Raw genomic sequence first — 26,378 nt, 5'->3', positions numbered from 1 at the left:
CCATTGTCATTGGTGGCCTGTTGATGATGTTTACCAATCTTTGGACACGGCGATGACCTTGCGGCGAGGCTTGACCTACCTGCTGTTGGTGGCGATCGCGATCGTCATGCTGCTCCCTTTGGTGTGGCTCACCAGTACCGCCTTCAAGTCTGCCAATGAAGATATTTTTGCCTTTCCGCCCCGCTGGCTGCCCGCCGAACCAACCTGGGCGAATTTTGTCACGGTTTGGCAAACGAATCCCTTTGGCCAGTACCTGTTCAACAGTACACTGGTGGCAGTCTTAACGGTGGCCTGCAATCTCCTGACCTCGGCCTTAGCCGCCTATCCCTTGGCACGGCTGTCCTTTCGCGGACGTGAGGTGATCTTTACGGCCATTTTGGCCACGATCATGATTCCCTTTCAAATCATCATGATTCCCCTGTTTATTTTGGCGGTGCAGTTGGGGCTGCGGAATACCTATCTGGGAATGATTCTGCCGAGTTTGGCCTCTGCCTTTGGCATTTTTCTGTTGCGACAGGCCTTTATGGCGGTGCCCAAGGAACTAGAGGAAGCGGCTCGCCTCGATGGCTGCTCAGAATTGGGGCTGTGGTGGTTTGTGATGCTGCCGGCCATTCGCCCTGCCCTTGTTACCCTTGGCATTTTTGTGTTTATTGGTGCTTGGAGTGATTTTCTCTGGCCCCTGTTGGTCTTGGATCAGCCAGAACTTTATACCCTGCCCATTGGCGTGGTCACCTTGGCGGGGACGTTTTCTTTGGATTGGCGACTCATTGCCGCTGGCTCGGTGATTTCAATTGTGCCCGTGTTCATTGTGTTTATTTTCTTGCAACGATATATCATTCCCTCCCAAACCACTGCTGGCCTGAAGGGCTAGCTTCCTAGGCCGCGATAGCGAATTGGCTGGCGGTGGGCATATTGGCGAAAGAAGGTTTTAATTTCCGCTGCTCGGCCAAGGGCAATCAGGGTATCCCCCGGCCCTAGGGGCAAGGTTAAGGGGGGATGGGTCACCAAGGCACCGTTCTGATGGCGGACAGCAACAATAATAAAGCGGCCTCGGCCTTTCGCTTCCACATCGGCGATCGCTAGCCCCACCAGCGAGGACTCCAAGGGCAGCGTAAACTCCTCAATCTGAAGATCGAGCTGGCTAAGTAGCTCAATCAAGTGACTGCGCTCATCCTTTTCCTCAAGAAAATCCAAGACTGTCGGGCGAGTAATGAGCTGCACCATGCGTTGGGCACTGATACTCGAGGGCAAGACGACATGATCGGCACCGGCAAAGCGCAATTTTGACTCCGTGGCTGGCAATTCACCATAGGCCAAAATTTGTAAGTTGGGATTGAGGCGACGGGCAATCAGGGTGATAAAGACATTACTGGCATCATCGGCCAAAACCGCCACTACAGTGCGAGCGCGATCCACCCCCACCGCCAACAGCTCATTTTCATCCATGAGATCGTCACCGCGATAGAAAAGGTGCCCTGACTGCTGGGCAAGCCGTAGTCGCTGCCGCTGGTTGTCAATCACGACAAAGGGGATTTGGGCAGCAGCCAAGTTCATCGCTAAGGTGCGACCAAGGGGACCATAGCCGCAAATGATGACGTGATCCTTAAGGTCAGCGAGATGAGCGGGGGTTGTCATTGGGAGTGGCGGGAGCGGGCAGTATATTTGCGAATGAGCTTGGGGGTATCTTGAGCATGCCCCAATAGAATCAATGTATCGCCCACTTCCACAAGGGGATTGGCGCGGGTCGGGAATAATTGGCCATCACTTTTGCGCAGGCCAACAATAATAAATGCCCCTTGGCCGCGTACCTCAAGTCCTGTCAAGCGCGTACCCACGTAGGGGTAATCGGCAGTAATCTCCAGTTCCTCAAGGTGAGCATCAATGTGGCTCAAGAGGTCGTTGAGGGTCTCGCGATCGCCCGTTTGCTCAAGAAAGTCAATGCGTGGCCGCCGAATCAGGTTAGTCATTTGAATGGCACCAATTTTTGTCGGCAAGACTACGTGATCCGCTCCTGCCATACGTAGCTTTGCTTCTGTGCTTGCCAAATTCGCCCGCGCCACAATCAGCAGGCTCGGATTCAGGGAGCGCGCTGTCAGCGTAATAAAGACATTGATCGTGTCATTGGGCAGCACCGTCGCTAGGGCGATCGCCCGCTCGATCCCCACCACGCGCAGCGTTTCTTCCTCCGCCGCACTCCCCAAATAGGCCAAATAGCCCAACTGTATCGCTAGATCAATGCGCTGTTCATTGACATCCAAAATCACAAAGGGGGTTTTTAATGCCGATAATTCCTGAGCCATTACCTGACCAATGCGGCCAAAGCCACAGACAATGACATGGCGGTTGAGTTTGTTGATGTCGCGGCTCGCCCGCTGAATATCCAGTAGGCGTTTGATCTCCCCTTCGGTAAACAGTTGCACCACCGCACCGATGGTATAAACCGTTGCTGCACTGCCGGCCACAATGATCAGCATGTTAAAGAAGCGTTGCGCCGGCGTAATCAGGGGTCGCACTTCACTGTAGCCAATGCCAAAGACGGTGATCACGTACATGTAGAGGGCATCGAGCCAGTTCCAGCCAAAACTGGTGTAGCCCACCACCGCCACCAACATGATCAGAACAAAGAGGGTGATGCCAATAATAAAACGGTTGAGGGCAGGGGTCGCAGGTAACCGTCGCATGGCTTTAATACTTGCGCTCTTGGGGGGGAAACATGGTGATGGTGACGGGCAGATAGTCAATCCTCATGCCGTCGCTGTGGTAGGTGGCTAGGGTGTGGCGTAGGAAGTTGACATCATCCCGCTGCGGATAGTCTTCACGGAAGTGGGCACCACGACTCTCTTGGCGAGCAAGGGCGCTGCTCAAAATCACTTCCGCAACCACGAGGATATTTGCTAACTCAAACGCCTCTAACAGCTCTGTGTTCCAGTAGCGCTGGCGATCGTCGAGACGAATCCGCGCATAGGCTGCTTTCAGCCGCTGCAATTCTTCCAAACCCCTCTGCATCAGAGCCGCGGTGCGAAATACGCCACAGTATTGGGTCATACAATCTTGAACCTGCTGCCGTAGTTGGGCAATGCGTAAATCCCCCGCTTGACTAAAGAGGTGCTGAATCTGTTGCTCCGCTGCCTGTAGATAGGGCTGGGGGTCAAATTGGGGTTGGGGCAAGCTCGGTAAATCTTGGGCGATCGCCCCACCGGTACGGCGGCCATAGACCACACATTCTAGGAGGGAATTACTCCCCAAGCGATTGGCACCATGCACCGAGACACAGGCACATTCACCAGCGGCATAAAACCCGGTTACCAGTTCCGTGGCATTGGCACGCACCTGACCATTGACATTGACCGGAATCCCCCCCATTGAATAGTGCACCGTCGGACGTACAGGAATCGGCTCCATCACGGCATCTACCCCCGCCAAGCGATGGGCTTCCTCCCAACAGAAGGGAATGCGACTCATGATTGTTTCGCGACCCAAGTGGCGGACATCGAGATAAACAAAAGGCCCGCCGGCTGAGCCATCACTGTGGCTGCCGCGCCCTTCGCGAATTTCGATGGCGATCGCCCGCGAGGTAATATCACGGGGAGCCAGTTCCATGCGACTGGGGGCATAGCGTGCCATAAAGCGTTCCCCCTCGGCATTGACCAAATAAGCCCCTTCACCGCGCACCGCCTCAGAAATCAAAACCCCCGCTGGATACAACCCCGTGGGGTGAAATTGGACAAACTCCATATCCTCAAGGGGCAAGCCTGCCCGTGCCGTCATCGCTAAGCCATCCCCCGTGGAGGCAAAATCATTAGAGGTGGTATTAAAGACGCGACCATAGCCCCCTGTGGCAAAAAGAATGGCAGGTGCCCGCAGAATGTCCAGTTGACCCGTTTCAATGTGGTAGGCAACGACCCCCTTGGCCTGCTGATCCTCGACAATCAGCCGCAGCACATACCACTCACTAAAAAAGGTGACGTTGTATTTCAGGAGATTGCAGTAGAGTTCGTGGAGAATGGCATGACCGGTTTTGTCGGCTGCATAGCAAGTGCGCTGGTGCGTGTGACCACCAAAGGGACGTTGGGCAATGCGGCCATCGGGCAGGCGAGAGAAGAGCACCCCCAAATGCTCAAGGTCAATCACCACATCGGGCGCTTCCTGGGCAAGAATGGCGACGGCATCCTGATCCGCAAGAAAGTCTGACCCCTTGACGGTATCAAAGGCATGGCTTTCCCAAGAGTCTTCGCTGTCGACATTTTTCAGCGTAGCGGCAATGCCCCCTTGGGCAGCAACGGAATGGGAACGAATGGGATGGGTTTTGGACACAAGGGCAATCGGGGTCTCTGGGGCCAGGCGGCAAATTTCCAAAGCAGCACGACAGCCTGCTAAGCCACCACCGACAATCACAACGCCAAAGTCTTGCATCGTCCCTTTGTCCAGCATCTTTTCCTATACTAAGTTGGCACTTAAGAGAGCGGCGGCGGCAGCAAAGATGAAACAAAGATAAAAACAGTAGCAAAATGATCTTGCGAGCCTCACGCTGAATCGTTAGAGTGGCAGTACAGTTCTTTTGGGGGCACAGCGGTTTCGATGCTTTTGTGCGTGTTCTCTCTCTGTGAAAAGGACTGTAATTTTATGGGAGGCAGCTGTCCTTGAGTGCATTTTTTCTTCACTATGGGGATTGTGGGGTGCGCCATTGGTGCGATCGCGATCGCGCAGCGGTCATGCACCTCATTGCTAATGTCCTCAGTGAGTTTGGCCTTTCTTGGCAACCCGAAGGCGCCGATGCCGATGTGGTTCACGTTGAAGACTACTACCACCGCCGGGGCGGACAATTTTGGGTGGTGGAGCAGGCCTCGGAAGTTGTGGGCACGATCGCCTTCTATCCCATTCAGCGGGGCGAAGCGGCTGTCGAAATTCGCAAAATGTATCTCCATTCCCGCGTACGCGGCCAAGGCCTAGGGACATTTCTCCTGCACCATCTGGAGGCAACCATTGCAGCGGCCGGCTACCGCAAAATCTGGATTGAAACGGCCTCGATTATGACTACAGCCGTCCATTTGTACGAAAAGGCGGGCTATCAGCCGGCGACGGGTGTGGAAACGCAGCGTTGCGATCGCGTCTATGTCAAGGATCTAGTGCCCCATGGCATGGCTTCGATGGCTTCTGCCCCCTGCTAGTCTGATTGTCCTGCTGGTTTCACCTGCCGCCTTCGGTCTCTGCCGCCAAGACTTGGCTCGTGCCCTGCAACAGGAAATTCAAAATCCCCAATGGCAACGGGGTCAATGGGGCATGGTGGTGCGGGATTTAACCAGTGGTGAAGTGCTCTACAACCACCAAGGGGAAAAGCTCTTTCTGGTGGCCTCGAATGTCAAGCTAACGACAGTGGCTGCCGCCTTAGACTATTGGGGAGCTAATCATTTCTTTGAGACCACCCTCAGCACGCGATCGCCCGACAGGACAACCCTGCGTCTTCAGGGCAGTTTTGACCCCAGTTTCAGCAGCCAAGACCTGCAACAAATGGCACTCCGCCTTAGCCAACAGGGCATTCGCCAGATTCCAATCTTGGAAATCGGCGGTGTAACTCCTGTGAGGATGGAACCCACATGGGCGATCGAAGACCTGACGATGGGCTATGCAGCGGTAGTGACGCGCTTTAGTCTCAATCAAAATGCCCTGAACCTAGAGGTCATACCACAACAGTTGGGGCAACCCTTAGCACTACGGCAGCCGCAGACTCATTTTCGAGTGGTCAATGAGACCCGCACCGTGACCCCCTCTGAGCCAGAATTTCTGGAAAGTGAGGTGCGCGGCCAGCAGATCATTGTGCGGGGTCAACTCCACATTGGCAGTGAACCAGCAAAACTGCGCATTCCCCTCAGTGAGTCGATCCCCTATCTTCAACAACAGGTGCAGCGGGCCTTTGCCCAAGCCGGTATTCAAGTGCAGCAAATTCGCCTTGTGGAAACAGCAGAGCCGTTACCCAATGTGTTGGTGCGCCATGCCTCACCCCCCCTAGAAGCGTTAATTTTGCCGGTTCTCCAAGAGAGTGACAATTTCTATGCAGAAATGCTCCTTGCGGCTCTGGAAGCAGCACAACCCGGCTATCGCCAACGCTATCTAGAGCGCATCGGTGTCCAAGCAGCGGTTTTAGTAGATGGTTCGGGACTCTCGCGGCAAAATTGGCTGACGCCCAATGGTTTAGTCACACTGCTGCAACATATAACGCAAACAAAGGATGCCTCGCTGTGGCGGCGATCGCTCCCCCTTGCCGGACGATCCGGCACCCTGCGACAGCGCTTTCGTGATACAGCGGCTCAGGATCGTGTCTGGGCGAAAACCGGCACATTGCGGGGGGTGGTTGCCTTAGCGGGCTATGTAGAACCCGTGCAGGATCGCCCCCTCGTCTTTAGTCTTGTGGTCAATCAAGGGGGGGAGGCCACGGCTCAACTCCGTGCTGGTTTGGATCGCATAGTTGTTTTGCTGGCGCAATCGCAGAACTGTCCTCACCGCTCATAGAAAAACTCCACATCCATTCAGTAGCTCGAACTACAGCCCGACACAGGTTCAAAACTGCGAGAGCGGGAGAGGATCGCATACCCGTCACGTGTCTCATATTCTAAAAAAGGGTTGTATTTATTGATTCTGCTAATACCAGATCTTTGTAACATTGAGCTTAATAAAGTAGGTCTTAAACGAGGCAATTGTCTATCCTAAAACTGAAGTCATCCCAGTAGGAGACCTTCATGGCTCGCCCGCTCGTCCTCACAATTACAGAAAGCTCTGAAGAACTGCAGCGACGCCTACAACATGAAACCGATGCCCGACAGCAGGAACGCTTGCAGATGCTCTACTGGCTGAAGCAAGGACTTGTCCACAGCCGCCCACAAATTGCCCAATTGCTCCATTGCGACGAGTCCAGCATTACTCGCTGGCTGAACGCCTATCGCCAAGGAGGACTCCAGCAGTTATTGGCAGTCAAGACGCCCCCCGGAGCCGCCCGCATCATCCCCCCAACAGTGATGGCACAGTTTCAGGAACACCTACAAGACCCCAGCGGGTTTGACAGTGACAAGGCCATTGTGCAGTGGCTGCGACAGGAGCATCAGCTTGAGGTCGCCCACCCGACGGTGCATCGCATTGTGCGCAATGTTGTGCCTGTGTTTGCCCCCGAGGTCAATCCCATGGAGCGGTTGTGGCAACATCTGCGAGCAGCATGAGCATGGCAGTCCTTCGAGACCCTAGAAGCCCTGCGTCAAAACCTGCAAGCTGTATTGTTACAACTGACGGCGGCAGTGATTCGTTCTTTGAGGGGCTGGTTCATTCTCATTTAATCCACTTCCCCGAAGAGAAGCAAGAGCACCTTGAATATAGCCTCTCCCAGAGCGGATTGCAACCCCCTATTCCGAGGGATCCCTTGCGAGGGGGGTGAAATTATTTTCTACAAGACCATTGAAAATACTCAAATCCTCTCCTAGAGAGACTCCGGTGGATTCCACGAGAGAATGGGCTTGCGGCAATTTGCTGAATCTGTCGGACGCGGCTTAAACCCTGTGCAAAGGGCTGTAGGTGACATCAAGGGAGGAATTAATTTCTTTTTAACCTTGGTATATTTTGGGGCTGATAGAAAACGTTAATTTTCTTTGCAAGGTGTTGGGTTCTGTAGTCTGGATCGCATGGGTAAGGGAAAGCGAGAGGCTATGATGATTGTCAAATTGCTTCTGAGTTCGGGTTATGACACTGTACATCGGCAACCTCTCCTATGAGGCGACAGAAAACGATCTTCGCGAAGTTTTTGAAAAATATGGTGCTATTCGCCGGATTGTGTTGCCGGTGGATCGAGAAACAGGCAAACGGCGTGGCTTTGCTTTTGTCGAACTGGTGGATGAAACTCAGGAGGCCGCTGCCATTGATGATCTCGACGGTGCAACATGGCTAGGACGGGTGCTCAAGGTCAACAAGGCGAAGCCAAAACAAGCAGGGGGGCAGTCAAACCCTGCCTTCTAAGGGCATACTGGTAGGGAAGTGCTGTTCACTCTTCCTGCTATGCCTCGACGTTCGCCATCCCCACCGCGTCCGCGTCCCCAAACTCGTCGGCCTCCCCAGCCAGAATCGAAGTCACCAGTGAATACCCGCACTCTGGCGGTGTTGGGAGGGGTCTTTATTATTGGCGTTGGTGTGGGTGTCACCTTTAGCAAAACGACCACCCTCAATCCTGATAACGTGGCTTCAACGCAGTTTATTGATCAGGCGGCGCCCAATCCCGATATTTGCGTGCAATTTGGTGCGAGCGCGATCGCGGTGGATACGCGGATTTTTGTCACTTTTAACCCCTTTTCGGTCTTTGTTTCCCAACCGGTGATGCAACCGGGCTGTGTGCTGCGTGCCAATAACGTTGCCCTGCTAGAACAGCGACAACTCATTACCGGTGAGCAATTGCGCAGTTGTCGGCAGCGGCTGAATACCTTTGGCTATGTGGGCAACCTTGAAGCCAATCCTGAAATCAGCTGTGTTTATCAGAGCACAACGGATAAAAACCTCTTCCTCAAACTCTCAGGCTTGGGTAATGGTGCTGCGGGTGAAACCGGTAATTTCTAGGACGCAACAATGAAGGTGATGAAGTGGCCACGGCTGCGCTGGCGTGCAAGTCAGGGTGTACAACGCTTGGGTACAGCCTTTCTCTTGGCGGGTCAAGTCACCTATCATTTGCTGCGGGGGCGAATTCCGCTGCGCAACTCGATCGAGCAAATGGCCTTGGTGGGGCCTGCCTCCCTCAGTGTTGCCCTAATTACAGCGGCCTTTGTGGGCATGGTGTTTACGATTCAGGTCGCCCGTGAATTTATTACCTTTGGTGCCACCTCTGCGGTGGGTGGGGTGCTGGCGATCGCCCTAGCGCGGGAACTGGGGCCGGTGCTGACAGCGGTGGTACTCGCCGGGCGAGTTGGCTCTGCCTTTGCGGCTGAAATTGGCACCATGAAAGTCACTGAGCAAATTGACGCCCTCTATATGCTGGGCACGGATCCGGTGGATTATCTGGTGGTGCCACGGTTTATTGCCTGTGTGCTGATGTTGCCCATTCTCAATATCTTGGCACTCGTAACGGGGCTGTGGGGGGGCTTGATGATTGCCGATTATCTCTACGGCATTCCCCGTGGGGTCTATATTGAGTCCATTCAGAACTTTCTGCAAACTTGGGATCTGTGGAGTTCAATTATCAAGTCAGGCATTTTTGGCGGTGTGGTGGCCATCATTGGCTGCAATTGGGGCATTACAACCACAGGGGGCGCCAAGGGGGTCGGTCAATCCACTACGGCGGCTGTGGTGATCTCGCTATTGGCGATCTTTATTCTCAACTTTTTCCTGTCTTGGGCCCTCTTTGGCGGCAGCAGTAGCCTCGTACCCACGTTTTAGAGGGCTAGCCTATGGAACTGCAGGTGGGGGAAGGCTGGCGGGTGGGCTGGCGCAATGATCAATTCTATGCCGCTCTGGTGGGCGCTGAGGATTGGGCCACGGAACTTACTGCCGCAGAATTCAAGGCATTTGTGGATTTATTTCGCCAACTCCACGGGCAGCTTTTGGCGATCGCCCCCGAATTGATGGCAGAGGAAATGATTACCCTCAGTGGCAGCAACGATGCTGTGCATTTGGAATTGGAGGGCTATCCCCATGCCTATAGCCTGCATCTGATTGTGTTGGGCGATCGCCGGGTTGAGGGGACATGGCCTGCCCCGGTGCCCCCAGACTTTCTCCTTGCCTGCTGTGAGTTGCAGCACAGGATTGCGGAGGGGCAAAGTTTAGAATAGAAGACATCCTTCTCGGTTGCGATCGCCCCTATGACCTCTGCCAAATCCTCGAAGGTCAGCCCCGCTTTGGCGGCACTGGTTAACACCATTAAGCAACTGCAACAGCAAGAGCAAATTGGCGGACTCATTGCTCCCTTGGTCAGTTTTGTCCAAGAAACCCTCGGCATGTCCTTTGTCTGGCTGGGACTATACAATGAAGCCGCCAAACAACTCATTGGCCAAGGGGGAACCACGCCCGTTGGCGATCATCCCTTCCTCAAGCAGAAACTGACCCTTGCCGCCGGTAGTCTTCTCGATCAGGTGTTGATCAACCGCAAGCCGATTAGTTTGCCCAGTCTCAAGGAGGAACCCCGCCTAGGCGAGTTACGAGAAGCCGCCACCCGTTTGGGCATTCAAGGCACGGCCATCTATCCCATTATCCGCCATCGTCAACCCCTCGGCATTCTCATGATCGGTTCCACCACATGGGGCGATACCCTGCGGGGCGATGATTTAGCGCACATGAGCTTACTGGTGAGTGCCCTTGGGGCGGAATTGGAACGCTTGACCGCGGCAAAACCAGCCCCTGAAACCAAGCAAGCGGCGGCGCCCACAATGACGAGTGATGATCCAGTGCGCCATCTTCTCCAAGAGGCCAGCCGTGCCCCTAGTTTGGGTCAACGCATTGAAGCTCTGTTGCTGGCAGTGCACCAATTCTGTCAACCTCAACGTACCAGCCTCTTTTGGCGAGATTTGGAGCAACCCCTCTATCGGCGGCGCAGTTACACTGTTGGTAAACCCCAGAGCCGCGAGAGCCAGCGGCAACCCTTAGCGATTACACAGCAGGAGTTAGCAGGTTGTTATACTGCCCTTGCCAGCGGCCAAACCGTGAGTGTCAGCGATAGTCAAAGTGTGGTCAGTGCTACCGCACCCTTACGGTTAATGCAAATGCTGAATTGCCGTGCCCTTGTGGCAACCCCGATTCTGGTGGGCACCGATGTCGTGGGCTTTCTCACATTCGAGCGCAGTGAGCCTTACCCTTGGAATGACAATGAAAAGAAACTTCTCCAAGTCACCGCAGAGCTATTGGCCTTGGCAGCCCCCACTGAACGCCTCGAGCACCTCTTGGCACAGACCCAGCAGGCCCAAAGCTTGGTGAGTGAGTTGGCGCAAGCGATTTGTGATGAGCAGGACTGGAAGCGAGTGCTCCAGCATGCGGGCGAAAGGTTAGCGGCAGATTTAGGGGTGCAGTGGGTCTTTTTGTTAAGCTACAACTCCCTGACCCAAGTCTTTGATGTCCTGTTTCAGTATCCGGCGCCCCGGGGGCGCGATCGCCATCCGCCCTTCCCGCCCTTACAAAAAATGGATTGGCAACTTCTGGAAACGGCAACCACAGCCATTGCCCTTGAGGACTGTAGCCATGAACTGCGCCTCTACTCTTGGAAAGAGGTTCTCGACAAGCTGCATATCCAGTCCCTTGTGGTAGCAACCACCACCCCCGGCCATTCTTTGGAAGCACTGCTGTTAGTGGGGCGCACTGAACCAACGGCTTGGGGCAAAAGTCAGCAAACCCTTGTACAGGAGGTGGCGCGTACCCTTGGCCTCATTAGCCATCAGTGGCAACTGCAAAACACCAATACGCAGCAGGAGCAAGTGCGATCGGCGATGCTGGCGGGGTTAACGGCACTGCAACGCACCCAAAACTTGGAGCGCATTGAACTGACGGGCTTACAGCAGCTCATGAACTTAATGCAGGTACCCCTTGTGGCCTTAGTGACTTGGCGACCTGGTCAGACGGTTGGCTCGATTGTGGCACCGCCCCCTAGCCATCCTAAATTTGCGATTCGCAACGACGCGGAAGTTGCCATCTATGAGGATCCGCTGATCCACAGTGCCCTGATGGCCTCCCAAGCCGATGTCACCAGTAATCCCTACACTTGGTTGATTCAAACCACAGCAGCAGAACTAGATCCGCGTACGCGAGAGTGGCTCTCAGGGCCAGACATTGGTCAAATTTTGGCGATCGCCCTACGCACTGATCCCGAATACGAACCTTCAGGGGTTCTCATTGTCGCTGATCGTCGCGATCGCCAGTGGTCAACCTTGCACCTAGAGGCCTTTATTACCCTTGTCAACCATTTGGCTTGGGCACACCGCAGTACTTCCCTCATTCAAATGCTCACCCAAGGTTGGCAAAGCCTTGAAACCCTCAACTGGTACAAGCACCGTCGCCTTGAACAGGTCTATAGTCAACTTGCGAGTCTCTGCCATCAGTTGACGCAATGGGTTCAGCAACACCCTGAGGCGGCTCCCCTGCTGCGGCGGTTGGGCACGCTCCTGCAAACCCAGCTGGAATCCCTCCATCCCCTCTTGAGCCATGAGGTATGGCAACTGGACAAAACGACTGACACAGCAGGCCTAGCGGTGCTCCTCAAGCGAGTGATGGATCGCATCGAAAATTGGAAGCAGCGCAAACAACTGTGGATTCAAGTTCACAATCAACCTGTCCTCACCCTCAATGGTGACATTAGCAAGCTGGAGTTAATCCTTTATGAGTTGTTGCTTTTTGCCTGCCAGCGATCGCCCTCCCAAGGCCGCATTGACATCTGGTGCCAACAAATTGAAGGCATGGGGCAGGGGGGCAAAATGCAGTCTTGGCTGGAACTGTCAATCACCGACAATGGGGAAATAGAGCCACAGTTACTCATTAAACTGCACCAACTCGAACATCTCGACTGGCTTGCTCCCTCCAGCCTTGATCAGCCCCCCGGACGACACCTCAAAGTCTGCTTTAACCTGTGTCAACGCCTAGGCTATAACCTCGATATGTATAAATTAGAGGATGGCCGCTTCCTGAGTCGTCTGCTCATTCCCCTGAATAGTGGCGACACGGGTACCTTTGAATTGCAATCCTCACAGCCGCGCCAATGACCCCAAGCACGATCGCCCTTCTTGGCCTCCCGAACACGGGTAAATCCACATTTTTCAATCGCATTGCCGCTGCCCGTGCCCATGTAGGCAACTGGCCGGGGATTACGGTGGACTTAGCAGAAGCCGAGATTTCCCTCAATGGTGAAATGGTTAAACTGGTGGATTTGCCGGGCATCTACGATCTGGCGGGGACGGCTGCCGATGAAACCCTTGTGCGTGAGTTTTTCCAACGGGTGCCGGTGCGGCTGGTGTTGGTGATTCTCAATGCCAGTCAGATTCAGCATCAATTGCGCTTAGCCCTTCAGGTGAAGGCTTGGGGGCTACCAATGGTGGTGCTCCTGAATATGGCCGATGAAGCGCGGCAACTGGGGATTCAGATTGATACCGAGAAATTGAGCGATCGCCTTGGGGTGCCGGTGGTGGCCCTCAGTGCCAAATATGGTGGGGGGTATTGGGAGGCCTACGCAACGATTTGCCATGCCCTCAAGGAAGCACCGATTCCCCAAGCCCCGCTCTTCAAGCCAACGTTGCCAGAAATTGAACCGGGGGCGATCGCGCCCCTATTGGCGGGCACCGTTACTTTCCCCAGTCGCACCGTTCGCAGACTAACAGAACAGTTGGATCACTGGTTGCTACACCCTTTGTGGGGACTGCCCCTCTTTTTTGCGGGGCTATACCTTGTCTTTCAAGTGGTATGGGTGCTAGGGCTGGGGGTTCAAGGCTGGCTCAGTGATGCGTTTGAGACCTTTCAGGGACAGGTGCTGGCGCCATTCCTCGCGGGGCTGCCCCCCTTGCTCAGCAGTTTGCTCATTGAGGGCATCTATGGCGGTATGACCACGGTGGCAGCGTTTGTGCCCTTAGTCACCATCTTCTTTATTGTGATGGCGATCGTTGAGGATAGTGGCTACCTTGCCCGTGCCGCCTACCTGATGGATGGCCTGATGGCACGCTTGGGTTTAGATGGACGCAGTTTCGTCCTCAGCTTGATGGGCTTTGGCTGCAATGTCCCCGCCCTGATGGCCACCCGCATTATTCGCTCGCCGGGGCTGCGGCTACTGACGATGCTGATCATTCCCTTTTCCCTCTGCTCAGCGCGGCTACAGGTGTTTGTCTTTCTCATTGCCTGTTTGTTTCCCCCGCAGTGGGGGGCAGTCGTCCTGCTGTCTCTCTATGGCTGGAGTCTTCTGGCGGCCTTGCTCACTGCCCTCTGTTTTCAGGGCTATTTCCCGAATACGGATCCCTTTTTGCTGGAGTTGCCCCCCTATCGCTGGCCGACGGGGCGACAGGTGATTCTGCGGGCCTGGGGCGAGGTGCGGCATTTTCTCTCGCGAGCCACGGGCTTCATTATGATAGGTGTCTTGGTGGTGTGGGCATTGACCCATTTACCCCTGAACGCAACGCCCTCAAGTCCAGAAACGTGGGCGGGTCAACTGGGGATAGCGCTACAGCCGCTTTTGGCACCGGTGGGCATTACACCTGCCCTAACGATCGCCCTGATTGTCGGCTTTGTGGCCAAGGAGATTGTGATTGGTGCGTTGGCGGTGATCTATCACCTTTCGGGTACCTCGTTACAGCAGGCGATCGCCCAAGATTTAACGCCCCTGCAGGCCTACAGCTTTATGCTTTTTACTCTCCTGTACACCCCCTGCTTGAGCACCCTTGCCACCCTCTGGAGTGAATCGAAACGCGGGCAGTTTACGATTTTTGCGACCCTCTATGCCTTGGTGATGGCGTGGGTGGTGAGTGGCAGTGTCTATCAACTGGGGCACTGGTGGGGATGGGGCTAATGGCCACCCTTTGCGGCATTGGCGTAGGGCCGGGGGATCCTGAACTCATTACCCTCAAGGGTTGGCGACGCCTACAGCACGCAAGGGTGATTGCCTTTCCGGCGGGACTACAGGGACGGCGCGGCATTGCCGAGGAGATCATTTCTCCCTACAAAGACCCCCAGCAAATGTATCTGCCCCTCGAATTCCCCTATGTTCTTGCAGAAGATGTCTTAGAACAAGCATGGCAAAAGGCGGCAGAGCAAGTCTATGCCTATCTCGCTCAAGGCATTGATGTGGTCTTTGTCTCTGAGGGGGATGTCAGTTTCTACAGTACGTTTTCCTATCTGGCGGCAGCCGTCCAGAGCCTTGACCCTCATATTGCGATTGAAGTGATTCCGGGAATTTGCTCGCCTTTGGCCGCAGCGGCTAGCTTAGGGGTGCCCCTGACCTTGGGGAGCGATCGCCTAGCGATTTTGCCAGCAATGTACCACGGGGATGACCTCGAGCGGGTGTGGGCATGGGCGGAGGTGGTGGTTTTAATGAAGGTGCGATCGGTCTATGGCCACGTCTGGCATTGGCTCAAGGAACACCACCTCTTGGAACAGGCGGCAGTGGTGAGCTGGGCAACAACCCCTCAACAGCAAATCTACACCCCCCTGACGAACTATCCAGAGTTAACCCTGCCCTACTTTTCGCTGCTCATTGTTTGGCAGCGGCGCCCCATCTTGCAGAATTTCGCGAGTGCTGAAGTCAATCCTATGTACAACAGTACCCAATGATTCTTTATCGGTTCCACGGGGATGGGCGTCTCCTCACGATAGATCAAGTGGTGTGAATTCTCTTAGCGTGTCTCTGTACCTTCATTTGCATTAGTAGCCGTTTGTTCCACTAAACGAAAGTGCGATATCGTTAAATAAGACTTAACAATCTAGCTTTGGTGTTCATGTCAATCCTAGATGTCCACTCAAATAGTCCTGTAACTGTTGGGCATGGTCGTGGGCGAGATCGGCTAAGGGGAGGTCACTGAGGGGAAAGGCTTGTACTGCACGCACTTCCTTGACATCCAAAACCTGTGGCTCACCGACAACGCGGGCAGCGATCGCGATACACACGGCATGAACACGGGGATCTCGCTTTGGGTCAGAGTAAACCCCCACTAAGCCTTCAAAGCTCTTGAGGCGCAATCCTGTTTCTTCCGCGAGTTCGCGAGCGCCGGTATCGAGAATCGTTTCTCCCCAATCCATCATGCCCCCCGGCAGCGACCATTGACCCGTATCGCGGCGTTGGATCAAAATCAGGCGATCGCCCGCTGTCAAGGCAATCACCGACACCGCCACAAAGGGATGCCGCCAAAATCGCTTTAGGAAAAAACGGACAACTCGCCAGAACCAATTCACGCTTGTAGCTGCTCCAGATCCGCCAGCACTTGCGCCACATGGGCATCGGGCTTCACCCGCCGATAAATAGCCGCAATTTTGCCCGTGGGATCGATGAGAAATGTATCCCGATAAACACCGAGATATTCCTTGCCCATGAACTTTTTCGGGCCATAGCTACCGTAGGCTTGGGCAACGCTGGTGTCCACATCGGCCAGCAGGCGAAAGGGCAAGTTAAGCTTTTGCTGAAATTTGGCGTGGGAGGCGACACTATCGGGGCTAATGCCTAGGATAACGACGTTGCGATCGCCCAAGGTGGCACTGACATCGCGGTAAGCACAGGCTTCTTTGGTGCAGCCGGGGGTATTGTCACGGGGATAAAAGTAGAGAATCACCCACTGACCTTGAAAGTCAGCCAAACGCACCCGCTTACCCGTAGCATCCGCCAGTTCAAAGGAAGGGGCGATCGCCCCAACGGTCAGGGACATTTCTGAGCAATTTCCAATGGTTGGCCATATCTATCTTCCCCCAGTTTGGCGCCTGCTGTGGTGGCCAAGGGGTGTAGCCTTTAGCCCTCAGAGATAAAGAGGCGAATGAACAGGTACAGCATGAGCTGGCGATAACGATAGAGCAGGAAGGCGATCGCCGGTGTCAGAACCACAAAAAAGCCGTAGAGGCCAACCACCGTTGCTAAATCAGTGTGCAGAAAATCGCGAGCCAAGCGAACAAAATCGTGATCAATGCCCCCTTTGCCCATCAGGTACATCTCTCGAAACACAGGATTAAACTGCAACTGCCAAGCAAAGCGCATATTAAAAAACACAATGAAAAACCCCACCATACCGTAGAGGGGACGTTCAATGGGATAGCGGCAGCCCCAACCACTGAGGGCACGGTAGAGAAAAATGACGGCAAAAATGAGTTCAAAGCCATGCCCCATCGCTACAAAGAGCATTTCATGGACTGGACTAAAGGCCACAAGGGTATAAAGCAGCGTAAAGACCCCAAGGCAAATAAGGGTCAGCCGATTGTGACGGTAGAAATAGGCCAAGGCCAGCAATACCGTATAAATAAGCAGGATGATGCCGCCCGCGCGATCGCCATGGAGAGTGACGCCACCACCGTAGCGAAAATCAAAGGCGGGAACCGCTGGATAGCCAAAGAGCCACGCCATTACTGCATGACCCATTTCGTGGACAAGGGTAATCAGCGGACTGAGCAAAAACGTCACCTGCTCTGACGTAAGAAGAAGGAGTGATAGACCCAACCCCGCCGCGATCACTTGCCAATCTTTAGTGCTGAGGGGTTGGACAGGAATGCCAAACTCTTCCTTGCGAGGAGGAGAAGGGAGGGAGAGAGTCTGACGTAGATGCTCCCCCTTGGCAAGGCGTTGTAACTCATGGCGACTGGTGAGATCAAGCGCCGCTTCCCAGAGTTCATAGCTGTCTTGGCAAGCCGTGATCAGGATGCTGCTGTGGGCATAGCTTGGCCAGTGGATCAGTTCGCGAGCGAGTAGTGTGAGCACAATTGCAGCCGGGACACTCGTTGGACACTGGAGGTGCAACAAGAGACATTCGCGCCGCTGGCTCGCTGTGACCCCTATCCCCTTGGGGGCAAGTGCCGCTTCTAGGAGGGCTTGAATGGCCTCGAGATCTCCTGTGGCAGCCGCTGGGCGCAGGGAGGAGTGGGTCATGATCTACTCCGATTCCAGTCGGCGTAACCATTCGCGATCGATGGCTTCCGATTGGGCGAGTTCCTGCTCCACTAAATCTTGATCGGAGCGATAGATGACATCCTGTTCACGGATTTGCCGCTGCTGGGCATAGGCTTGAGCTGCCCGTAATTTGGCACGCAACTGCGGTGTGGGATTGGCCAGAATATTGGCGTAGTGGTAGCGGCGGGCATTGCGATCGCGAATGCGTTGATTTTGCCACAGTAACCAGTAGTACCGCCCCAAGGGAATACCCAAAAAGCCAATACCATAGCCCAGCAAAATCCAAAAGATGGAGGCCACAAAGGCCACCAGCCCCCCCAGTTCTTGGGCGATCGCCCCATCTCCCAAGAGGTACCACAGCATCAGCGCCCCGATCAGATTGACACAGCCCAAGCCAATGGCCACCATAATTTGCCAAGCGGGTGCCCGACTAAAGCGCCAGAGCTGTTCTTCCAAGATGGGGGGAAGCGTCTGCCGTTGACCTTTGCGAGTTTGAGCCGTCGTTTGTAACTCAGGAAAGCGATAGATCATCTGCCCTGTCTCTGTGACTTCGGGGCGACCGTTAAAGTGGGTGAGCACCGGCAGCATATACCACTCATCGTCCCCCGGATCTGTTTCTAAATCGAGATAGGGGGCAATTTGCTCTGCCGTGACTGCCCCGCCATTGTTGCGGATCACTTGGCCAATGAGTTGCCAGCGGCGTTCTTCGAGGTCGGCATTGGGATTGCCATCGCCAAAGAGGAAAGAATAGACCCCCTCAAAGAAGTTCATTTCCTCGTCATTGTCCTGTGACCGGGGGCGCGATCGCTGGGGAGAAGGATCGCCAAAGAAATACCAAAAGTCGGGAAAGACCCAAACATTGATGCCACCGCCCCCCCAAGAGCCACCTTGGCCGCGATCCTCACCGTCTCGCCCTTGACTAGAAAGGGCAATCAAAATGATGGCGATCGCCAGAAAAATCAGAACTATCGAAACAATGAGAAAAATGCCAAAGGAAATGCGAATCAGATAGAAAACAACACCCCAAACCCGCTGCGCCACCGCCCGCAGTCGCAGTTGCCAGTATTTTGCTTGCAGGATACTGCGAAAATTTCTTGGGAAGACGTAGGCAATATCGCCACTTTCGGCCACTTGTAGCGTGCCGCCAACATCGGCAGCCAAGGCCATTAATCCTTTTTCAGCCGTTTGCAGTGGTAATCCCACCGTACCCGCCACATCCCCTGCGGTCACTCGGTACCCCAGTGTTTCTACAGCTTGCATTAGGCGGCGATCGACCGTCATGTTTGCCTCCCTCTTCGGCAAAAGGCCTCCTGTTCCACCCTAACGTTTTCCTACGGGTCTTGGCGAGACAAAAAAAGAACCCACCCCAAGGGCAGGTTCACAGCACGGATCAGTCTGAGACAGAGGGGCAATTAGCCCACCGCTTCAAAATACACTTTGGATTTGACAGGGTCAGGGTTCATCGTTTTGTCGCCGGGTTGCCAGCCAGCGGGGCAGACTTCGTCGGGGTGAGCTTGGACGTATTGAATCGCTTGTAGCACCCGCAGAGTCTCATCAACGCTGCGGCCAAAGGCCAAGTTATTGATCGTTGCGTGTTGGATAATCCCTTCTTTGTCAATGATGAAGAGACCGCGCAGTGCCACCCCTTCCTCGGTCAGCACGTTGTAGGCGGTGCTGATTTCTTTTTTCAGGTCAGACACGAGGGGATATTTGAGATCGCCCACACCACCAGCTTTGCGATCGGTTTGCGTCCACGCCAAGTGGGAGAACTGGCTATCCACAGACACGCCAAGGATTTCGGTGTTCAGTTTGGCGAATTCATCGTAGCGATCGCTAAAAGCGACAATTTCTGTGGGGCAAACAAACGTGAAATCCAAAGGATAGAAGAACAAAACAACGTACTTACCGCGATAGTCCGAGAGCTTGACGGTTTTGAACTCTTGGTCATAAACAGCAACCGCTTCAAAATCCGGGGCGGGCTGACCAACACGCAGACAGTCAGACATAGAAAACCTCGTACTCCTAACTACGACAGGTTGAATAGAGCTGTTCACATTTTTTAACAGCTATGCTTACTATATCATACTCATAACGGTTTTGATTATGAAATAGCCAATCGCTGCCACCGTTGCTCAAGGAAGCGGGAGAGCCGTGACAGAGGAAAACAGAGGGCAAAGTAGAACATCGCACCCAAGACATAGATAAAGAGCTTCCGCTGCGGATCGGTAATGGGATTGGCAAAGGTGCTCGTCATATTTTGCAGTTCGGGCACGCCAATCACCACCAGGAGGGCGCAGTCCTGCATCAGCGTAATGAAGTTATTGGTAAAGGGAGGCAGGATAATCAAAATGGCTTGGGGCAGGATAATCCGCCATAGGGTTTGCCGACCCGAGAGGCCAAGGCTGAGGCTGGCTTCCGTTTGTCCCTTGGGAACCCCCTCTAGGCCACTGCGAAAGACCTCACTCAAATAGGCACCATAGTTAAAGCCCAAGCCAAGAATGCCGTAGAAAATGTAGTTAAAAAGCGGCGACACCAAGCGGTTGCTTTGCAGCACGGTCATGACATCAAAGGCAATTTGCCGAGGATCAAAACCCCATTGACTCAAGAGCCCACCAATGCCAAAGCCCCACACCAGCAGTTGCACCAAGGTTGGGGTACCGCGCACAAATTCAATGTAAACCGTACTCAGCCAGCGCAATGGCGGGACAGGATGCAACCTCGCCCAGGTGGCGATCGCCCCCAAGATGACCGCCAAGAGCAAACTAAAGACTGAGATCAAAAACGTCGTAATTGCCGCCTGCAGGAGAAACGGCGCGTACAGTATCAACGTCTCACGAAAGTAATAAAGGTAGCCACAAAAGGCAAGAATGCCCAGCCCTAGGCACACCAAAAAGATGCCATTGAGCCATTTTGCCCAAGGAGGAATAAACGGTGCCACTTGCTGCATTCTCGAAAAGCCATCATTTTTGTCAGGATGATGATACCATCTCGTTCTCTAGGGAAGCATTCCCCACAGCATGACAAAAAAAATAAGCAAGGAATTCTTGATTGCCCGCAGGCCCTAAAATCGGCGAGGGAGTCACACCGTGGCACTGCCACCCCAACGCTTCGGCGGCGGCAATCACCTGATCCACGGCTTCTTGACGCGCCTTGGCATCGCGCACCACACCATGTTTGCCGAGGCGATCGCGCCCCACCTCAAACTGTGGCTTAATTAGCGCAATCAAGTCTCGCGGCGGCAGCAGTAATTCCCATAGGGCGGGTAAAACTTTAGTCAGGGAAATAAAAGAGACATCCACCACGCCGAGATCGGGGCGGGGCGCATCGTCAGTGTAGAGATCAGTGGGGGTTAAATAGCGCAGGTTGGTGCGTTCCCTGAGGATAACGCGCGGGTCTTGGCGCAGTTTCCAATCCACTTGGCCATAGCCGACATCAATGCCATAGACCCGTTTGGCGCCCGCTTGCAACAGACAATCCGTAAAGCCGCCCGTGGAAATACCGCCATCTAAACACACGCGATCGCGCACCACCACAGGAAAGACCCCTAGGGCATGGGCAAGTTTTTCACCCCCCCGCGAAACATAGGCGGCTTTTGCCTTCACCTGAATCGTGGCATCCACTGCCACCAGCGTGCCCGGCTTATCAATGGGGACATGGTTTACCTGCACTTCCCCAGCGCGAATCCAGCGTTGGGCCTGTTGGCGGCTCTCACACAGGTGCCGCTCCACCAGAAGACTATCCAAGCGTTGCTTTCGGGGACTCATTGATCTTTTGGTGCTTTCTGCAGGGGGGCAAAGGCAAAGAGCTGGTTGACATCAAGGATTAACCCGCGCAACTGGGGTTGGGCAAAGAGGGTGGTTTCACTCTGCCACAGGGGCAAAAAGGCCACGGCCTCGGCATTGAGTTCCTGAAGCTGACGCAATAGTACCCCACGGCGTTGGGGATTGGCCTCACGGCGACTGGCAACAATGAGATCATTGGCCTCAGGGCTATAGAAAAACGACCCCCACGCCGCACTGGCACCACTGTCACAGCCTGTTTCCACAGAACCATGCTCGCAACTCAGGAAAGGTTCAAGGTAATTGTCAGCATCGTAAAAATCACCATACCAATCGAGCAAGACCAAGGGGTAAGCCCCACTGTCTAAATTGCGGTAGATCGTAGCCGAGTCAGCGCTGTCCAATTGCACCTGCACGCGATCGCCCAAATCCCGCTCTAGTGAGGCTTTAAGAACCGTTGCCGCCAGCACATTACTGGGAACATTGGCACGGTACCAGAGATTGACGACGAGGGGTTGCTGCGCTGAAATAGAGGTCTTGGCTAGCCAGTGAGCTATTTGAGCGGCGTCTCCATCTCCATAGCGATCGCGAAAAATCGGCTCACTCTCAGGAAATAAACTCGGCACCAGCGAGTACAGGGGTTTTGCTTCCCCCAAAAAGACCCGTTCCGCGAGGCGTTGACGATTGACACTGGCCGCCAAAACCTGCCGCGCTGCCAATTGATCCCAAGGGGGTTGGCGCAAATTAATGCTTAGGACAGTGACAGCGTTACCTGCCCCGGTAATGACCTGCCAGTGCTTTGTTGCCGCTTGAGTCTTGAGGGCACGAATTTGATTGGGATCGAGCGCACCGATCGCCACATCCACTGCCCCCGTGCGAAAGGCATTGTAGAGATTAGCGCTACTGGAAAAGATTTGCAGGCGAATCCCCGTATTTTGGGGCTTGGTTCCCCAATAGTCGGCAAAGGGTTCAAGGCGTACCCCATCGGTACCGTAGGCCGCTAAACGGTAAGGGCCTGTGCCCACAAATTGCGTCGGCAAAAAGCGATCGCCCGCTGCACCATAGGCTGTCGGCGAAACGGCACACAAGCCACTAAAGGCCAGCAAATGGGGAAAAGCCACAAAGGGTTCCTTGAGGCGAATTTCCAGTAAGTCCTCCGCGATCGCCTGAATTTCTTTAACGCGCCCGGCCAAGAGGGAGGCGGGTTGGCCACCACTATTCATAAATCGCTCAAGGGAAAAGGCCATGGCGGCTGCATTAAACGGTGTGCCATCGTGGAAGCGAACCCCCCGCCGCAGGGGAATGCGGTAAGTCAGGCCATCCTCGCTCACTTCAGGTAGCGCTGTGGCCAGTTGGGGAATGAGGTCTTTGCCTTCGTAGGTATAGAGGCGATCGCCCAAATTCAACAGCAGCAGTCCCGCCAAATTTTCGTAGGCATCAGCGGGGTCTAGGGTGCGCAGGCGAGCCGTGGTACCAATGACAATACTGTCATCCCCTGGGCGAGGCCGATCACCGCCACAGGCAACCAGCAGCAGGCTCAACAACAGTACCAGACATCCCCACAGTAGCCGTCGTGTCACGGATACACCCGCTCGGTACATCATCCACTAGAATAAAGGGCGAGCGATGGGACTCGAACCCACGAATGGTGGAACCACAATCCACTGCCTTAACCACTTGGCTACGCTCGCCATGCTTCCTAGGCTAGTCCTCTAGCATAGCATAGAGAACTCTCTTATGAAAGTGCCTCTTCTTTCCCAAGTCATGGCACGCCCTCTTTGGTGGGGCGGTGGCGCCTTCTTGCTCTTGGGGATCATTGCTGCGGTTCTGACGAATCCCACCCCTGCCGACTATCAACGCCGCGCCGCAGCGGAAATCAATACCTTCCTTTTGACTCAAGTATGTCCAGAGATCATCAATCGCGATAGCGCGATCGCCATGGTGGCTTTGGAAGTCTGCGATCAACTGGAATCCCGCCCAGCAGAAGACATTGAACGCTACATCGCCTACAACACCCAATCCTATAACCTTGGCGTTGCCACCCTCTTTGTGACAGAGTTGCCCATTGACACCGTCTGGAGCCTCGGCCTCTTTGGTCAAATTATTCCCCTCAGACTGTAAGCTTCCTCTCTCCCTGATTTCAGCAGCAGGTGCAAAATGCAAATACCCATTTCCCCAGACCTCTGCTTGGCAGCAGGGTTGCTTTTAGAACCAGTGGCGTTCGCCAGCTAGTGAGCCTTCGGCAGGGGGCGGGAAAGACTATGCCAAAATATATCAACAACCGCAGAAACCAGTAAAACGTAATTACCATGATTGGGAAAACCCTTGGCGGGCGCTACAAATTGATTCGAGTTTTAGGGGCTGGGAACTTTGGCCAAACGTTTCTTGCTGAGGATGTTCATCGCCCCATTCGTGCCAAGTGTGTGGTTAAGTACCTGCGCCCTGCCCGTACGGATGCGGCCTTTCTCCCTTTGGCGCGATCGCTCTTTCAGCGGGAGGCACAAATTCTAGAGCGGCTGGGCAGTCACGAGCAAATCCCCCGCCTCCTTGCCTACTTTGAGGAAGACAACGAATTTTACCTTGTCCAAGACTTCATTGAGGGTCAAGTCCTACGGCACGAATTGTTGCCGGGCTGTGCATGGTCAGAGGCACGGGTGATGGCGTTGCTCCAAGATGCCCTGCGGGTTTTGGCCTTTGTGCATCAATGTGGTGTTATCCACCGCGATATTAAACCCGATAATCTCATTCGTCGCCAATCGGATCACCGCTTAGTGCTCATTGATTTTGGGGCAGTGAAGGAGATGGGGGTCTCCATTGGCGGCGGTACCTTGGTGGGAGAGACCAATCCACAGACAATTGCCATTGGCACACCGGGGTATATGGCTCCAGAGCAAGCCCAAGGGCGTCCGCGTCCGGCCAGCGATCTCTATGCCTTGGGGATGGTGGCGGTACAGGCATTGACGGGGTTGAGTCCTCTGCAACTCACCCAAGACCCCTACGGCTGTTGGTGTTGGCAAGCTGCTGAACCAGTGAGCGATCGCCTAGTGCAGTTTGTCAATAAACTAATTCACCCTTCTCCCTACGAGCGCTTTGCCACGGCTACCGATGCCCTTGCCAGCCTGCAACAGGTGGAGGTGCCCAAATCCTTTTGGTTTCGCCTTGGCAAATTTCTCAAAACTCCTGTTCAAGACCTCTGGCGATCGCCCGAAGGGCGCGCTGCGCGATCGCCAAAGGCAGGTGGGGGTGCTTCTACAGTGCCGCCCCGTCCACTACCCGCTGTTTCCACGCTGCCGCCACAAGTCACCGAACCGAAACCAGTGTCCTCTCCAGCGGCAGCCACCGCCGCCCTTTCCAACCAAGGTCGCCATGTTTTTATCAGTCACTCCAGTGACGGCACCGATTTGCAGTTGGCCAGTGCCCTCCAAGAGGTGTTGCAAAAAGCGGGTCACCAACCCTTTATGGCCAGCCAAAGTATCCGCCTTGGGGAGGCATGGGCACAGCGGATTGATCAGGAGCTAAAGCGGTGTGATTTCTTTGTTCTGTTGCTCTCACAAACGGCGGCGCAAAGTGAAATGGTGCTTGAGGAAGTCCGCACGGTCAAACAGTTGCAAGCCCAACGGGGCGATCGCCGTCCCTTTATCTTGCCTGTGCGGGTCAATTTCCCCCTTGATATGCCCTTGAACTATGAGTTGCGGGGCTACCTGCATCGCCTACAACAGCGCTTCTGGCGATCGCCAGCGGACACCGACACCCTGCTGCAAGAGATTCTCGACTTGGTGAATGCGACCACTGCCCCTGTAGCCACCAGTAGCGATGCTGCCCAAGAAACCATTGCTGAATCTGCGCAAATTGGCACATTGGTGGGTGATGGTGCGCCTGTTCCCGTGGCTGAGCCAGAACTCCCAGAAGGGCAGGTGGAAGTGGCCTCGGCATTTTATATTGAGCGGCCACCCATTGAGCAACGCTGTCGCGAAACCCTCTTGCAACCCGGCTCCCTCATTCGCATCAAAGCCCCCCGCCAAATGGGCAAAACCTCACTCATGGCACGGCTGCTGTACCGCGCCACCCAAGAGGGTTATGGCACTGTTCCCCTCAGTTTCCAACTGGCAGATGCCCAAGTCTTCAGTGATTTAGAAAAACTCCTGCGCTGGCTCTGTGCCAGTGTCGGGCGGCGATTAGGGCTAGAAAACCGCCTCAATGAGTATTGGGATGACATTTTTGGCAGTAAATACAACTGCACTACCTATTTTGAGGAGTATCTCTTACCCAATTGCCAAAAAGCGGGGACACAGTTTGAGGGTCGTCCCCTTGTCTTGGGTCTTGATGAAGTGGATCGGGTGTTTGAGTATCCGGAAGTGGCCAGTGACTTCTTTGGCCTGTTGCGGGCATGGCATGAAGAGGGCAAAAACCGCGATATTTGGCGCAATCTCCGTCTAATTGTGGTTCATGGTACGGAGGTCTATATTCCCCTAGACATTAATCAGTCCCCCTTTAACGTTGGCTTAGCCATTGATCTGCCGGAATTTAACCAAGAACAAATTGCTGAGTTGTGTCGCCTCCATGGCCTGAGTCTGTCAGAGGAGCAGCTTCAAGACCTGCAGCACTTGGTGGGAGGTCATCCCTATCTGATTCGTCTGAGCCTCTATCACCTCGCCCGCCAAGACCTGACATGGCAGGCGTTAATAGCCAATGCGGCCTCAGAAACGGGGTTGTATCGGGATCACCTGCGGCGACAGTGGTGGCATCTCCAGCAGCAGGCAGACCTAGTGCCTGCCTTTAAGGAGATTCTGCAAGCGGACAACGGCAATATGGTTGATAGCACCGTTGGCTTTAAGCTCCACAGTTTGGGACTGATTACCCTAGAGGGAAATTTAGCTAAGGTGCGCTGTGATCTTTACCGCCGCTATTTTGGCGATCGCCTGCACTAGTGGACTGAATCATTGGCAGGACAGGCAGCGGTTGTGCGAGCAACAACTCCCTTGCTAAGCTAAAGGTAGAGGGGTTCGGTTATCCGCCAATGACTCTCACCAGTCTCGGAA

The 26,378-nt window shown here is 54.4% G+C and carries 24 protein-coding genes and 1 tRNA gene; 13 read left to right on the top strand and 12 right to left on the bottom strand.

Annotated features, from left to right (window positions below):
* Positions 1-52: 52 nt before the first annotated feature.
* Positions 53-871: a carbohydrate ABC transporter permease gene (locus tag RHJ80_RS03830; RefSeq protein ID WP_206201134.1), complete on the top strand. Its 819-nt coding sequence runs from the start codon at positions 53-55 to the stop codon at positions 869-871.
* Here the strand turns inward: RHJ80_RS03830 and RHJ80_RS03825 are convergent.
* Genes RHJ80_RS03825 through RHJ80_RS03815 form a run of 3 tightly spaced genes read right to left on the bottom strand, consistent with a single transcriptional unit; the run spans position 868 to position 4,413 of the window.
* Positions 868-1,635: a TrkA family potassium uptake protein gene (locus tag RHJ80_RS03825; protein WP_206201133.1), complete on the bottom strand. Its 768-nt coding sequence runs from the start codon at positions 1,633-1,635 to the stop codon at positions 868-870. The genes RHJ80_RS03830 and RHJ80_RS03825 overlap by 4 nt on opposite strands.
* Positions 1,632-2,681, bottom strand: a complete 1,050-nt coding sequence (locus RHJ80_RS03820; protein WP_302676762.1) for a TrkA family potassium uptake protein — start codon at positions 2,679-2,681, stop codon at positions 1,632-1,634. Before RHJ80_RS03820 ends, RHJ80_RS03825 begins: the two co-directional genes overlap by 4 nt.
* A 4-nt stretch (positions 2,682-2,685) precedes the next feature.
* Positions 2,686-4,413, bottom strand: a complete 1,728-nt coding sequence (locus RHJ80_RS03815; RefSeq protein ID WP_310801689.1) for a succinate dehydrogenase/fumarate reductase flavoprotein subunit — start codon at positions 4,411-4,413, stop codon at positions 2,686-2,688.
* A gap of 299 nt (positions 4,414-4,712) precedes the next feature.
* Between RHJ80_RS03815 and RHJ80_RS03810 the strand changes: the two genes are divergently transcribed.
* The 10 genes from RHJ80_RS03810 to RHJ80_RS03765 all read left to right on the top strand — a co-directional run bounded on the left by RHJ80_RS03810 (position 4,713) and on the right by RHJ80_RS03765 (position 15,249).
* A complete protein-coding gene (locus tag RHJ80_RS03810) occupies positions 4,713-5,168 on the top strand; it encodes a GNAT family N-acetyltransferase (protein WP_315863364.1) in 456 nt (151 codons plus the stop codon).
* Positions 5,134-6,507, top strand: a complete 1,374-nt coding sequence (gene dacB, locus RHJ80_RS03805) for a D-alanyl-D-alanine carboxypeptidase/D-alanyl-D-alanine-endopeptidase (RefSeq protein ID WP_310801496.1) — start codon at positions 5,134-5,136, stop codon at positions 6,505-6,507. The genes RHJ80_RS03810 and dacB overlap by 35 nt, the downstream gene beginning before the upstream one ends.
* A gap of 227 nt (positions 6,508-6,734) precedes the next feature.
* Positions 6,735-7,208 (top strand): helix-turn-helix domain-containing protein, encoded by a 474-nt coding sequence (locus tag RHJ80_RS03800; RefSeq protein WP_310801495.1) that lies wholly within the window; start codon positions 6,735-6,737, stop codon positions 7,206-7,208.
* A gap of 514 nt (positions 7,209-7,722) precedes the next feature.
* Entirely contained in the window at positions 7,723-7,995 is a 273-nt protein-coding gene (locus RHJ80_RS03795) for an RNA-binding protein (RefSeq protein ID WP_149820749.1), read from the top strand.
* A 39-nt stretch (positions 7,996-8,034) separates the two neighbouring features.
* On the top strand, positions 8,035-8,586 hold the full coding sequence (locus RHJ80_RS03790) for a DUF3172 domain-containing protein (RefSeq protein WP_206201128.1): 552 nt from the start codon (positions 8,035-8,037) through the stop codon (positions 8,584-8,586).
* An 18-nt stretch (positions 8,587-8,604) separates the two neighbouring features.
* Positions 8,605-9,399 (top strand): MlaE family lipid ABC transporter permease subunit, encoded by a 795-nt coding sequence (locus tag RHJ80_RS03785; protein ID WP_315863345.1) that lies wholly within the window; start codon positions 8,605-8,607, stop codon positions 9,397-9,399.
* Between the two features lie 11 nt (positions 9,400-9,410).
* Positions 9,411-9,791: a DUF1818 family protein gene (locus tag RHJ80_RS03780; RefSeq protein WP_310801493.1), complete on the top strand. Its 381-nt coding sequence runs from the start codon at positions 9,411-9,413 to the stop codon at positions 9,789-9,791.
* A gap of 30 nt (positions 9,792-9,821) precedes the next feature.
* On the top strand, positions 9,822-12,701 hold the full coding sequence (locus tag RHJ80_RS03775; RefSeq protein ID WP_310801492.1) for a GAF domain-containing protein: 2,880 nt from the start codon (positions 9,822-9,824) through the stop codon (positions 12,699-12,701).
* Positions 12,698-14,488, top strand: a complete 1,791-nt coding sequence (gene feoB / locus RHJ80_RS03770) for a ferrous iron transport protein B (protein WP_310801491.1) — start codon at positions 12,698-12,700, stop codon at positions 14,486-14,488. The genes RHJ80_RS03775 and feoB overlap by 4 nt, the downstream gene beginning before the upstream one ends.
* Positions 14,479-15,249 (top strand): precorrin-2 C(20)-methyltransferase, encoded by a 771-nt coding sequence (locus RHJ80_RS03765; RefSeq protein ID WP_206201601.1) that lies wholly within the window; start codon positions 14,479-14,481, stop codon positions 15,247-15,249. The genes feoB and RHJ80_RS03765 overlap by 10 nt, the downstream gene beginning before the upstream one ends.
* Before the next feature lie 162 nt (positions 15,250-15,411).
* Here the strand turns inward: RHJ80_RS03765 and RHJ80_RS03760 are convergent, their stop codons facing one another.
* From RHJ80_RS03760 to RHJ80_RS03720, 9 genes are all read right to left on the bottom strand, one after another.
* Entirely contained in the window at positions 15,412-15,867 is a 456-nt protein-coding gene (locus tag RHJ80_RS03760) for an NUDIX domain-containing protein (RefSeq protein WP_206201123.1), read from the bottom strand.
* Positions 15,864-16,334 (bottom strand): thioredoxin-dependent thiol peroxidase, encoded by a 471-nt coding sequence (gene bcp, locus RHJ80_RS03755; RefSeq protein ID WP_206201122.1) that lies wholly within the window; start codon positions 16,332-16,334, stop codon positions 15,864-15,866. Before bcp ends, RHJ80_RS03760 begins: the two co-directional genes overlap by 4 nt.
* 80 nt (positions 16,335-16,414) lie before the next feature.
* Complete coding sequence (locus RHJ80_RS03750) at positions 16,415-17,539, bottom strand: hypothetical protein (RefSeq protein WP_310801490.1); 1,125 nt, start codon at positions 17,537-17,539, stop codon at positions 16,415-16,417.
* 3 nt (positions 17,540-17,542) lie between these two features.
* Positions 17,543-18,841, bottom strand: a complete 1,299-nt coding sequence (locus RHJ80_RS03745) for a hypothetical protein (RefSeq protein ID WP_310801489.1) — start codon at positions 18,839-18,841, stop codon at positions 17,543-17,545.
* A gap of 131 nt (positions 18,842-18,972) precedes the next feature.
* Positions 18,973-19,566, bottom strand: a complete 594-nt coding sequence (locus RHJ80_RS03740; RefSeq protein ID WP_149820771.1) for a peroxiredoxin — start codon at positions 19,564-19,566, stop codon at positions 18,973-18,975.
* 95 nt (positions 19,567-19,661) lie between these two features.
* Positions 19,662-20,507: an amino acid ABC transporter permease gene (locus RHJ80_RS03735; protein WP_310800467.1), complete on the bottom strand. Its 846-nt coding sequence runs from the start codon at positions 20,505-20,507 to the stop codon at positions 19,662-19,664.
* A gap of 22 nt (positions 20,508-20,529) precedes the next feature.
* Positions 20,530-21,324: a TlyA family RNA methyltransferase gene (locus RHJ80_RS03730; protein WP_310743404.1), complete on the bottom strand. Its 795-nt coding sequence runs from the start codon at positions 21,322-21,324 to the stop codon at positions 20,530-20,532.
* Positions 21,321-22,943: an ABC transporter substrate-binding protein gene (locus RHJ80_RS03725; RefSeq protein ID WP_399384484.1), complete on the bottom strand. Its 1,623-nt coding sequence runs from the start codon at positions 22,941-22,943 to the stop codon at positions 21,321-21,323. Before RHJ80_RS03725 ends, RHJ80_RS03730 begins: the two co-directional genes overlap by 4 nt.
* Positions 22,944-22,957: 14 nt before the next feature.
* Positions 22,958-23,030: transfer RNA gene (locus RHJ80_RS03720), tRNA-His, on the bottom strand.
* Positions 23,031-23,076: 46 nt separating this feature from the next.
* Between RHJ80_RS03720 and RHJ80_RS03715 the strand changes: the two genes are divergently transcribed.
* Both RHJ80_RS03715 and RHJ80_RS03710 read left to right on the top strand, forming a co-directional pair.
* Positions 23,077-23,460, top strand: a complete 384-nt coding sequence (locus RHJ80_RS03715; RefSeq protein WP_302676776.1) for a DUF4359 domain-containing protein — start codon at positions 23,077-23,079, stop codon at positions 23,458-23,460.
* A 188-nt stretch (positions 23,461-23,648) separates the two neighbouring features.
* Positions 23,649-26,267, top strand: a complete 2,619-nt coding sequence (locus RHJ80_RS03710) for an AAA-like domain-containing protein (RefSeq protein ID WP_310801487.1) — start codon at positions 23,649-23,651, stop codon at positions 26,265-26,267.
* Positions 26,268-26,378: the final 111 nt, after the last annotated feature.

It is taken from the genome of Thermosynechococcus sp. QS41 (assembly GCF_031583515.1).
GTDB lineage: Bacteria > Cyanobacteriota > Cyanobacteriia > Thermosynechococcales > Thermosynechococcaceae > Thermosynechococcus.
This window is presented reverse-complemented; position numbering and strand designations above follow the sequence as displayed.

Bases quoted from the DNA above. Each gene is read 5' to 3' on its own strand.
- RHJ80_RS03830 (WP_206201134.1), top strand. From the start codon at position 53: ATGACCTTGCGGCGAGGCTTGACCTACCTGCTGTTGGTGGCGATCGCG.
- RHJ80_RS03825 (WP_206201133.1), bottom strand. From the start codon at position 1,635: ATGACAACCCCCGCTCATCTCGCTGACCTTAAGGATCACGTCATCATT.
- RHJ80_RS03820 (WP_302676762.1), bottom strand. From the start codon at position 2,681: ATGCGACGGTTACCTGCGACCCCTGCCCTCAACCGTTTTATTATTGGC.
- RHJ80_RS03815 (WP_310801689.1), bottom strand. From the start codon at position 4,413: ATGCAAGACTTTGGCGTTGTGATTGTCGGTGGTGGCTTAGCAGGCTGT.
- RHJ80_RS03810 (WP_315863364.1), top strand. From the start codon at position 4,713: ATGCACCTCATTGCTAATGTCCTCAGTGAGTTTGGCCTTTCTTGGCAA.
- dacB (WP_310801496.1), top strand. From the start codon at position 5,134: ATGGCATGGCTTCGATGGCTTCTGCCCCCTGCTAGTCTGATTGTCCTG.
- RHJ80_RS03800 (WP_310801495.1), top strand. From the start codon at position 6,735: ATGGCTCGCCCGCTCGTCCTCACAATTACAGAAAGCTCTGAAGAACTG.
- RHJ80_RS03795 (WP_149820749.1), top strand. From the start codon at position 7,723: ATGACACTGTACATCGGCAACCTCTCCTATGAGGCGACAGAAAACGAT.
- RHJ80_RS03790 (WP_206201128.1), top strand. From the start codon at position 8,035: ATGCCTCGACGTTCGCCATCCCCACCGCGTCCGCGTCCCCAAACTCGT.
- RHJ80_RS03785 (WP_315863345.1), top strand. From the start codon at position 8,605: ATGAAGTGGCCACGGCTGCGCTGGCGTGCAAGTCAGGGTGTACAACGC.
- RHJ80_RS03780 (WP_310801493.1), top strand. From the start codon at position 9,411: ATGGAACTGCAGGTGGGGGAAGGCTGGCGGGTGGGCTGGCGCAATGAT.
- RHJ80_RS03775 (WP_310801492.1), top strand. From the start codon at position 9,822: ATGACCTCTGCCAAATCCTCGAAGGTCAGCCCCGCTTTGGCGGCACTG.
- feoB (WP_310801491.1), top strand. From the start codon at position 12,698: ATGACCCCAAGCACGATCGCCCTTCTTGGCCTCCCGAACACGGGTAAA.
- RHJ80_RS03765 (WP_206201601.1), top strand. From the start codon at position 14,479: ATGGGGCTAATGGCCACCCTTTGCGGCATTGGCGTAGGGCCGGGGGAT.
- bcp (WP_206201122.1), bottom strand. From the start codon at position 16,334: ATGTCCCTGACCGTTGGGGCGATCGCCCCTTCCTTTGAACTGGCGGAT.
- RHJ80_RS03750 (WP_310801490.1), bottom strand. From the start codon at position 17,539: ATGACCCACTCCTCCCTGCGCCCAGCGGCTGCCACAGGAGATCTCGAG.
- RHJ80_RS03745 (WP_310801489.1), bottom strand. From the start codon at position 18,841: ATGACGGTCGATCGCCGCCTAATGCAAGCTGTAGAAACACTGGGGTAC.
- RHJ80_RS03740 (WP_149820771.1), bottom strand. From the start codon at position 19,566: ATGTCTGACTGTCTGCGTGTTGGTCAGCCCGCCCCGGATTTTGAAGCG.
- RHJ80_RS03735 (WP_310800467.1), bottom strand. From the start codon at position 20,507: ATGCAGCAAGTGGCACCGTTTATTCCTCCTTGGGCAAAATGGCTCAAT.
- RHJ80_RS03730 (WP_310743404.1), bottom strand. From the start codon at position 21,324: ATGAGTCCCCGAAAGCAACGCTTGGATAGTCTTCTGGTGGAGCGGCAC.
- RHJ80_RS03725 (WP_399384484.1), bottom strand. From the start codon at position 22,943: ATGATGTACCGAGCGGGTGTATCCGTGACACGACGGCTACTGTGGGGA.
- RHJ80_RS03715 (WP_302676776.1), top strand. From the start codon at position 23,077: ATGAAAGTGCCTCTTCTTTCCCAAGTCATGGCACGCCCTCTTTGGTGG.
- RHJ80_RS03710 (WP_310801487.1), top strand. From the start codon at position 23,649: ATGATTGGGAAAACCCTTGGCGGGCGCTACAAATTGATTCGAGTTTTA.